Annotated in this window: 8 protein-coding genes and 1 pseudogene; 7 read left to right on the top strand and 2 right to left on the bottom strand. The window is 52.0% G+C overall.

All coding sequences use genetic code 11. From position 1 onward, the window contains the following. The 4 genes from CTZ24_RS23245 to CTZ24_RS23230 all read left to right on the top strand — a co-directional run. Window positions 1-732: effector protein Tle3 domain-containing protein (locus CTZ24_RS23245; RefSeq protein WP_208725989.1), on the top strand; the 732-nt coding region annotated here is incomplete at its 5' end. Between the two features lie 5 nt (window positions 733-737). Continuing rightward, complete coding sequence (locus tag CTZ24_RS23240) at window positions 738-1,469, top strand: T6SS immunity protein Tli3 family protein (protein ID WP_437180287.1); 732 nt, start codon at window positions 738-740, stop codon at window positions 1,467-1,469. A 48-nt stretch (window positions 1,470-1,517) separates the two neighbouring features. Next, on the top strand, window positions 1,518-1,781 hold the full coding sequence (locus CTZ24_RS23235; RefSeq protein ID WP_208725988.1) for a PAAR domain-containing protein: 264 nt from the start codon (window positions 1,518-1,520) through the stop codon (window positions 1,779-1,781). A 163-nt stretch (window positions 1,782-1,944) separates the two neighbouring features. Continuing rightward, window positions 1,945-3,174, top strand: a complete 1,230-nt coding sequence (locus CTZ24_RS23230; protein ID WP_208725987.1) for a hypothetical protein — start codon at window positions 1,945-1,947, stop codon at window positions 3,172-3,174. On the opposite strand, the gene CTZ24_RS23225 is transcribed toward CTZ24_RS23230, so the two are convergent. Further along, window positions 3,152-4,093 (bottom strand): LysR family transcriptional regulator, encoded by a 942-nt coding sequence (locus tag CTZ24_RS23225; protein WP_208725986.1) that lies wholly within the window; start codon window positions 4,091-4,093, stop codon window positions 3,152-3,154. The genes CTZ24_RS23230 and CTZ24_RS23225 overlap by 23 nt on opposite strands. A gap of 132 nt (window positions 4,094-4,225) precedes the next feature. Between CTZ24_RS23225 and CTZ24_RS23220 the strand changes: the two genes are divergently transcribed. The 3 genes and pseudogenes from CTZ24_RS23220 to CTZ24_RS23210 all read left to right on the top strand — a co-directional run bounded on the left by CTZ24_RS23220 (window position 4,226) and on the right by CTZ24_RS23210 (window position 7,639). After that, a complete protein-coding gene (locus CTZ24_RS23220) occupies window positions 4,226-5,059 on the top strand; it encodes an SDR family oxidoreductase (RefSeq protein ID WP_208725985.1) in 834 nt (277 codons plus the stop codon). A gap of 109 nt (window positions 5,060-5,168) precedes the next feature. Further along, the gene (locus CTZ24_RS23215; protein WP_302474919.1) at window positions 5,169-6,221 is read left to right on the top strand and encodes an NAD(P)-dependent alcohol dehydrogenase; all 1,053 of its coding nucleotides are present in this window, start codon (window positions 5,169-5,171) and stop codon (window positions 6,219-6,221) included. Window positions 6,222-6,323: 102 nt separating this feature from the next. Then, a pseudogene (locus CTZ24_RS23210) lies at window positions 6,324-7,639 on the top strand (MFS transporter). A 43-nt stretch (window positions 7,640-7,682) separates the two neighbouring features. Here the strand turns inward: CTZ24_RS23210 and CTZ24_RS23205 are convergent. Further along, entirely contained in the window at window positions 7,683-8,954 is a 1,272-nt protein-coding gene (locus tag CTZ24_RS23205; protein ID WP_208725983.1) for an alanine racemase, read from the bottom strand. Between the last annotated feature and the right edge of the window lie 3 nt (window positions 8,955-8,957).

Here is an 8,957-nt window from a genome sequence, read left to right as displayed (position 1 = left end):
ATGATGGGCAGCAGCAATGAAGGGGAGATGAAGTTTAAAACCGGTATTGCGGGAGAGGATCGCTATATCGATTATTCCGCCCGAGCCCACGAGGGCGTATGGCAGGTAAAAGAAACCCGGCCGGTGCTGGAGCTACACGCCTATTTTATGCAACCGGGGCATGTACTCACTGAAAATGAATTGAGTGCGGTGAATTTTTATTACAAAACGCAGTTTACCGGCGGCCGGGTTATTGGTTCTCAGCAGCGTATGGAATATCGGTTGTTGCGGAACAAAACCGACCAGGAAATTGAAGAGATGGCGAAATATGGTGACCCGGTCAAATTCAGTCAGCACTCGGCCATTGTGATGGACCCGATCGTGCAGGAAAAAGCGGTGGCGTATGACCTGGCGATTGGTAACTGTATGGCATTTGAGGATCCGGAATTCTGGCTGCGACTGAGAAAGCTGGCCGACTGGCGGCATAAATATAATCCGAATGAGGATACAAACCGATATTATCATACCGGTAAATTAAATGATAAGAAGACCAAAGAGTTCATGAATAAACCTGATAACACCTTACCCAAAGGTGAGTTTGGCGTTGTCAATGAATTCCATCCGGCTGTAAAAATTGAACCTGCCCGTCCACCAGAATTCCATAATAAAGAGATTCCGTTGCCTCAATGGGATATGCCGGAACCTTCAAGTCATAAAGATCTTCCCGCAACGGGCCACAAAATGGTGTTTTGAATATGATGAAATATATATCGATGATAGCGGTTCTTGCGATGTTCATGATTAGCGGGTGTCAACACAACTTCTTAAAACCACGTCAGAAACCGGTACAGGTGGTGTACCGGTTTGATGACCATCGCTGGCTGGAGCTGAAAGGTTATAACTGTGAGGGAGAACTCTGGTTTGTGGATCAAAAACGGGGGATTCGCAGTCAGCTTTGGTTTCAGTTCTATAAAATTTTTACTAAGCAATATATCAATGCGTCTGAACGTTATATTGCGGTACCCAGCTGGGATATGACCGGAGTTATGAGTGTTTCAAAAGATTATGGAAGAACCTGGCAGACATCTTCAATTAAAGGAGAAGAAGATGACGGTTCAGATTCACCGACTTACGACAATATCCAGTCCCTGACCGTCGTCAACGATCAGGGTTTTCTCCTCACCAAACAGGGACGCATTTATATGTCGTCGCTGCCTTTTGACGATCCGCGTCTGCAACCCGGCGGAACAGGTGTGGATTATGTTGTGGAGTTCAGAGGGAGGAAAATAGCACACCATATCGACGCCATACGTCCGGCTGAAGGTCTGGATACATCATTATGGGGCCGGGACTATATCGACCCGCGCATTTTACATCGCTCAGTAAAACAGTATTACACCAACTTCCAGAACCTGCCCGACCGAGTACCCGAAGTTAAAAACTATCAGGGCTGGACGCATATGAAATGCGACCTGAATGCCGGGCTCTGATTATTTACCCGGTGCACAATAAATAATGGACATTAAAGGATTAAGCACATGATAAAAGGCGTTATCCGTCTCGGAGACAAATTATCGCACGGTGGAAGCGTGACTGATGCGACCGGTGAAATGTTTGATGGCAAACCCGTCATGTTATTGGGCGACGGCGCCCGTTGCACCATTCATGGTAAAACCAAGGCTGACGAGGGCCATCCTGGATGGACCATGAATGGCCGGAATGTGGTGACAGAGGCGTACCAGGCTAAATGCGGCTGCTCGTTTGTTTCTTCATTACCTGTCGCAGGGGCTGTTGAATCATGAATATCTGGAAATCCCTCCCTGACCTTATTGGCCAGACGATCTGCGCTCCCCTGGCCTGATCAGCCTGTTCTTCTCTCTTTTGCCGGGAATTATTATTGCGATTATCAGCGCACTGGTGTTAGAACCGGAGGCATCCACAAAGCTGAAGATCATATGGATACTAGTGATCCCTGCCCTTGTAGGCGCTTTCATTTACACCCTTATCTTGCTTTTCCACAGTGTCAGTCAGTTTTGGGCCGACATGATGGAAAAAAGTTATATTGAGCAGCGTAATTGGTGGATTAACCACGCCTCAGCCGGTATCCGACTGGCTGAACATAGCTCGCTTTTTCCGGTGGAAGATGCGGCTCTTAAAATGCTTCGCCTGGAAGGGGAAATGCCGCCGCTAAAAGATATTCCGCGTAAACTCAGTGTCGGCGTTGATGAAGACATGGGGTTGAGTCGCACGCAACAGATTTTAACCCATTTGTTAGACCAACTCGATATTGCAACGCTTAACAGGCCGGAAGTCTGGCTATACATCCGCAACGCCGATCAACCAACCCAGCAGGATGCCAGCGCCATCATACATAATCACACATTACTGCAAAAACCGACCCTCCATTTGCTCCAGGCGCTGCCACAATGTTCGATGCTGGAAGAATGGATCATGACCTATTTTTGTGATTCCCGTTTGCTGATTATCATGGAGTTGCAGGGAGCTAATGACGACGCATTCTGTGAATACGCCACGGCGCTGTTATTTGCTCATCAATGTCCATCACCAGACACCCGGATGCCGGTGTGGTGTTTTCGCAGCCTGAACTGCCATCAGCATCAGGTCGAGAAATACCTGGATATCTTATTCGCCGCAAAGCAGGTGGTGCCAGCCAATTTACGCCACGTATGGAGCGGGAATTTGCAGGGTGAAGCTTTGCATTTGCTCAAGGATGCCTTCAACGAAACACTGAGTGGCATACCAGAGCATAACTGGCACCGTTTACCGGTTGCTGCAACCTGGACGCCGGGTTATCGGTGGCTGATGCTGGAGTGGGCGGCGCAGGCGATACGTCATGGGCAACGGGGCCAATTACTCGCAACGCAACAGGGCGAAAAACAGCAAATTAACGTGGCGATGATGTCTGGAGAACGTATCAACTCCCCCGCAGATGATGGCAATAATTGGCTACAGATACTTCATGGAATATTCAAGATTATTACGCTCATTTCGCTCATCGGTCTTGAAATCTTGTTGATTCGCTTCTCTTTGCCCAAAGAGACTCAGGACGATGCGTTCATATACCTGTTTATCATGCCAGCAGGCATGATGTTACTTGCCCTGGGGATTTTTACCCAGGGTTTAAATATTGCGCGTCGCCACAGAGAACGGATTATTGATTATTACCGTCGATAACCGGCCTGCGTGGTTTTTCTTCAGCTGCATTTCTCCGACGTAACGTCTGTAATAACACCTGAAACGCCGGAGAGAGCAGGCGACGGCTGGGGTAATAAATATGATAACCGGCGAAAGGTGCGCACCATTCTGCCAACACCCGCACTAACTGACCTTCTGCCAACTGGGTTTCCACCATGTCTTCCATCACCATCGCCAGGCCCACTCCGGCTTGTGCAGCCTTCAGCGCCGCGCTGAGGTTGTTGACAATAAACGGCCCATTGACGCGAACGTTAAGCTCGCGTTCTCCCTGAGTGAATTCCCAGGCGTAGATGCCACCGGAACTGGGGAGGCGGATATTGATGCAGGCATGCTGAGGTAAATCGTGTGGCGACGTAGGGGCTGGATGGCGGGTGAAATAGTCAGGTGTGCCCACCACGGCCATACGTAACTCGGGGCCGATACGAGCGGCAATCATATCCTGTTCTACCCGTTCACCCAGACGAATTCCGGCATCAAAGCGTTCACTGACGATATCCGTCAACGCGGAATCCAGCGATAGCTCGATTTTAATATCGGGGTAGGTGTGCAACACCTCATTAATGGCGGGCCAAATCAGGGTATCTGCGGCGTGTTGACCAGCGGTGATGCGTACGGTGCCAGCAGGTTTATCACGAAACTGGCTCAGTGATTGCAAACGATTGTCGATATCGCTAAACGCCGGGCGCAAGGTATTCAACAGCTGTTCACCGGCTTCGGTAACAGCCATATTGCGGGTGTTACGAATCAACAGCCGTACGCCTAGCCTCTCTTCCAGACGTCGGACAGTTTGGCTCAACGCAGGCTGTGAGGTTGAGAGCCTCGCGGCGGCACGCGTGAAACTCATTTCCTCAGCCACTACTAAAAAAGCAGCCAGGTCACCCAGCTCATCTCGCAGCATTTATAAATCTCAGATCTAAGTTCATTAACTATTAAGCATCTTATCACCTGAATCCGCCGCGTATAGACTTTCGCTCATTGATTGAACCGCCTGGTCGGGCGTTCACCCCATTCAAATGATTGTGAGGTCAACATGACGAAAGATATCGTGGTAATTATTGGCGCTGGTGGCATTGGTCAGGCGATTGCCCGCCGTCAGGGTTTTGGTAAAACCTTGCTGCTGGCTGATTTCAATCCACAAACTCTGCAACAGGCAGCAGAACAACTTAATGCGTCAGGTTATAGCGTCGAGACGCAGGATGTTGACGTGACCTCGCGTGAGTCGGTGGAAAAGTTGGCGGCCCGTGCTTCCTCGCTCGGCAAGGTGATGCAGGTCATCAATACGGCAGGCTTGTCGCCCAATATGGCACCGGTAGAAAAAGTGCTGGAAGTGGATCTCTATGGCGCAGCGCTGGTGTTTGAGGTGTTCGAAACAGTCATCGCAGCGGGCGGTGCCGGGTTGATTATCTCCAGCATGGCCGGTCATATGATGCCTGCGCTATCCGCAGAACAGGACCATGCATTAGCCTATACGCCAACCGAAGAATTGCTGGCGCTACCCTTCCTGCAACAGGACGCTGTCCCGAACACGCTTGTGGCCTACATGTTGGCGAAGCGTGCCAACCATCTGCGCGTTCAGGCATCTGCCGTCAGTTGGGGTGAGAAGGGCGCCCGCGTGAACGCCATCAGTCCGGGTGTGGTGGTGACACCGCTGGCATTGCATGAACTCAACTCGGAAATTGGTGATATTTATCGTGCCATGGTGGATGCCTCCGCGGTAAAACGCATGGCACCTCCGGAGGAAATTGCGCTTGCCGCCTCTTTCCTGCTGGGGCCGGATGCCGGGTTTGTCACCGGAAGCGATCTGTTGATTGATGGTGGCGTGATTGCGGCGATGCGAGCCGGGAAACTGCAAACGCCGGGATGAGAGGGGGGAATTTCATGAATGTGATTCATATCCTCAATATCTCTGGCTGGCTTAATCATGCTGGCGTCAGCCAGTATGATCCCTTATCACTCAAGTTGTCATCGGGGAAATCATGATCAAATCCATTAAAGCGATTGGCACGGATTCATCCACCCATCCCTTACAGGTGTTTAGCATTCAGCGTCGCGGCTTGTTGCCCGATGATGTTGAGATGGAAATCCTCTACTGCGGAATTTGCCATTCTGACCTTCATCAGGTGAAAAATGATTTCGGTGCCAGCCACTACCCGATGGTGCCCGGACATGAAATTGTGGGTCGGGTGACTGCCGTAGGTTCAGAAGTTAAAAAATTCAACGTGGGTGATTTTGCTGCCGTGGGCTGCATTGTCGATTCATGCGGAACCTGCCCGGCCTGCGAACGCGATCTGCAACAATTCTGCGCACATGGCACCACGCTCTCCTTTAACACACCGGATAAACATCTTGGTGGTATGACGTTGGGTGGCTTTGCCCAAACCTATGTGTGTAAAGAGCGTTACACCCTGAAAATGCCGCATTTTGACGATATGGCTGCGGCAGCCCCCTTGTTGTGTGCGGGCATCACCGTCTATTCCCCCTTAAAACATTGGCAGGCGGGTCCGGGAAAAGTGGTCGGCGTGCTGGGTATTGGTGGATTAGGACATGTGGCAATTAAAATTGCCCGTGCGATGGGCGCACAGGTTGTGGTGTACACCACATCGCAGGCGAAAGTGGCGGATGCTAAACGCTTAGGGGCACATGAGGCGGTGTTGACGTCAGATGCTGACCAAATGAAAAAATTTGCCGGTAAAGTCGATCTGATCATCGATACCGTATCAGGCAAACACGACATCAATGCGTATCTGCAACAGTTAGCGATTGATGGCACGGTGGTGTTGGTCGGTTTACCGCCAGAACCCATTGAGATCGGCGCATTTAACGTTGTTAAAGGACGCAGAAGTTTTGCCGGTTCAAATATCGGCGGGATTGATGAAACCCAGGAAATGCTGGCGTTCTGCGCCGAACACAACATCACCGCCGACATTGAAATGATTACGGCCGCTCAGGTGAATGACGCTTTTGAACGTCTGGAAAAAGGTGATGTTAAATATCGATTTGTGATCGATATGTCCACATTAAACTGACCATGTTTAACCGGGCAGTGGTTTGCCCGGTTACTCCCCTTCTTCTACATCACACCTCTGTTAATACTCCACCGTTAACTCGCTAACAAATGAGCATTTACCATGAGCGATAGTGCTTCGCCGTCAACGACCGCGTCAGTTTCTTATTCGAATCTTATCCTGGCAATTATCCTGGTCAGCTATACCATGATTGTCATTGATAACTCGGTGGTGATCACCGGGTTACTCAAAATCAAAACCCAGTTGGCTTTTACGTCAGCCGGGTTGTCCTGGGTATCCAGCGCTTATGCGTTGACCTTTGGCGGATTATTACTGTTGTGCGCCCGCGCTGGTGACATCTTAGGTCGTCGTCATCTGCTGGTGGCAGGGTTAGCGCTTTTCACGCTCTCCTCATTGTGTATTGGGCTTGCACCTACGGCGGAATGGCTGATGGTCACGCGCGAGCACGCGCTATTTCATTGTATGCGGCGGCGGGTGGTCTTTCGGCCAGTATCGGATTAGTGGTTGGCGGTATCGTGGCAGATCTCATTTCCTGGCGTGCTGGTTTTTTAATCAACGTCCCGATTGGTATCTTGCTCATTATTTGCGCGCTGCGTTTCATACCGGAAACTGCACGCCATCGTGGGAAATTTGATGTGGGTGGCGCGGTATTATCGGCTTTGGGAATGACGGGGCTGGTCTACGCAACCATCAGTTCAGTGAGCAATGGCTGGTTAAGTATCACCACGATGCTGACTTTCGCAGCGTCAATCATTCTGCTGTGGGTGTTTGTTTTGGTCGAAAAACATGCGCAGCAACCCATTATGCCGCTGAGGTTATTTCACAGTTCCATGCGCAGTGGCGCTTATCTGGCGCGTATCCTCTATATCGGTGCTGCAATGGGTTTCTTCTTTTTTTCAACCCAATTTATGCAGGGCGTTCTGCACTACTCCGCTATCCAGGCCGGACTGGCCTTTTTACCGGCCATGCTGATTAACTTTCTGGTGGCCTTGCAGGTACCACGTCTGACGGGGCGCTTCGGGAGTCAAAATCTACTGTTAATCAGTTTACTGGCGGTATTACTTGGTATGGCGCTCCTGAGTCGCCTGGATGCGCAAAGCCACTATCTGTCGGGATTGCTGCTGCCGTTAATTCTGATGGGGTTTGGTATTGGCGGCGCGACCGGCCCGCTAACCGCGATGGGGTTGAGTGGTGTGGCAGCGAGTGATGCCGGAGCAGCATCGGGCTTGATCAATGCGGCGCATCAAATGGGTGGTGCTTTGGGATTGAGCATCATGGTTGCCACGGCGGTAGCGGGGTCCTCTCATCTGGAAGGGATAAGCCTGATGTTGCACCAGAATCATCTGGCTTTTCTCGCCGGTACGGGATTGGTCGCGTTGTCGGTGGTCATCGTGCTGGGGCTGATCAAGCGTAAGTGAGCTGTACCGCCAGAATCTGCTCTGGCGGTTGGCGAAAAATCACTCAGAATGCTGTTTCCAGTGAATCTGTGACGTAATAATCGTCATCGACCAGCGGTAAGTACCGCCATTTATCAAACGCGGTGCAGGGATGTGAAATGCCACAGCCCACCCAGTCACCGGGCTTGAGCGCATCCTCTTCTGGCAACAACAAATAAGCATGTTGATCATTTACCTCGCTGATACGCATGCCAGCAGCCACGCGAGGCGCGCTGCCATCGACATCTCGCACCCACAGCGGATTCGGCAAGTCCTGGTCGAATGGCACATCACGGCGGCCGAAATCAACAAATGCCAGGCCTGGCTCAGGACGCGATAACACCCGCCCCCAGACTTCCAGCGCGGCGGCAAAATGATGCTGGCTGCCCGATTGGGCAAACGGGGTGATACGGGCATACAACCCGTTATCGTGCGCCATATAGGCACCCGAGCGAATCAGCGGCGTGACTGGTAGCGGCAACCGGGCTTCGGTAAAACAGGTGCTGACCACATCAAACCAGGCACCACCACCGGCGCTGAGAATAATGGTGTTGCTGCTGAACAGCTGCTTCTCTACCAGCAGCGCCGCCGTGGCGATCAGCATCTGACAATAATCGTGCACTCTGGCGATACCGACGGTATCGCGTCCGGCTCCCAGCGCACCTTCATAGCCCGCGACACCCACCAGTTGCAGGGCAGGGCTGGCGGCAATCGCGGTGGCGATTTCCAGTGCCGCAGATGTTGAGCGGCAACCGGTGCGCCCGCCGCTCACCGACATCTCCAGCAGCACGGCGATGCGACTGTCGCCAAGATGTTGCTCCAGTAAACGCACCCCTTGCATTGAATCGACATAGCAAAGAAAGCCGTGGTCTGGATGTTGCTTTTGCCACTCGCCAATCCAGCGGATACCTGCGGGGTCGACCAGTTGATTGGCAAGAAAGACGTTACGAATGCCGAACTGGCGCAGTGCGCGCACCTGCGCCGGGGTTGCGGCGCTTAATCCCCAGGCCCCGCCTTCCGTAATCGCCCGGCGCAGGATGGCCGGAGACATCGAGGTTTTGCCGTGTGCCGCCAGCATCACGCCCTGCTCGCGACAAAAATCTGCCAGTTGCCGCAAATTATTCTCCAGCGCTGACTGCTTCATCAGCATCAGCGGGGAAAACACCTGATCGCTGGCAAACACCGGGGTGCCAGCCGGCAACGGCGTATCACCACGACCAGCCACGGATTTAAAGCGTGGCGCGGGTTGTTGCGCATCCAGCAGGCCATCCGCCACCAACGGAAAATGAATCGACATAAC

Source organism: Pantoea phytobeneficialis (genome assembly GCF_009728735.1).
Lineage (GTDB): Bacteria > Pseudomonadota > Gammaproteobacteria > Enterobacterales > Enterobacteriaceae > Pantoea > Pantoea phytobeneficialis.
This window is presented reverse-complemented; position numbering and strand designations above follow the sequence as displayed.

Bases quoted from the DNA above. Each gene is read 5' to 3' on its own strand.
- CTZ24_RS23205 (WP_208725983.1), bottom strand. From the start codon at position 8,954: ATGTCGATTCATTTTCCGTTGGTGGCGGATGGCCTGCTGGATGCGCAA.
- CTZ24_RS23225 (WP_208725986.1), bottom strand. From the start codon at position 4,093: ATGCTGCGAGATGAGCTGGGTGACCTGGCTGCTTTTTTAGTAGTGGCT.
- CTZ24_RS23235 (WP_208725988.1), top strand. From the start codon at position 1,518: ATGATAAAAGGCGTTATCCGTCTCGGAGACAAATTATCGCACGGTGGA.
- CTZ24_RS23240 (WP_437180287.1), top strand. From the start codon at position 738: ATGAAATATATATCGATGATAGCGGTTCTTGCGATGTTCATGATTAGC.
- CTZ24_RS23220 (WP_208725985.1), top strand. From the start codon at position 4,226: ATGACGAAAGATATCGTGGTAATTATTGGCGCTGGTGGCATTGGTCAG.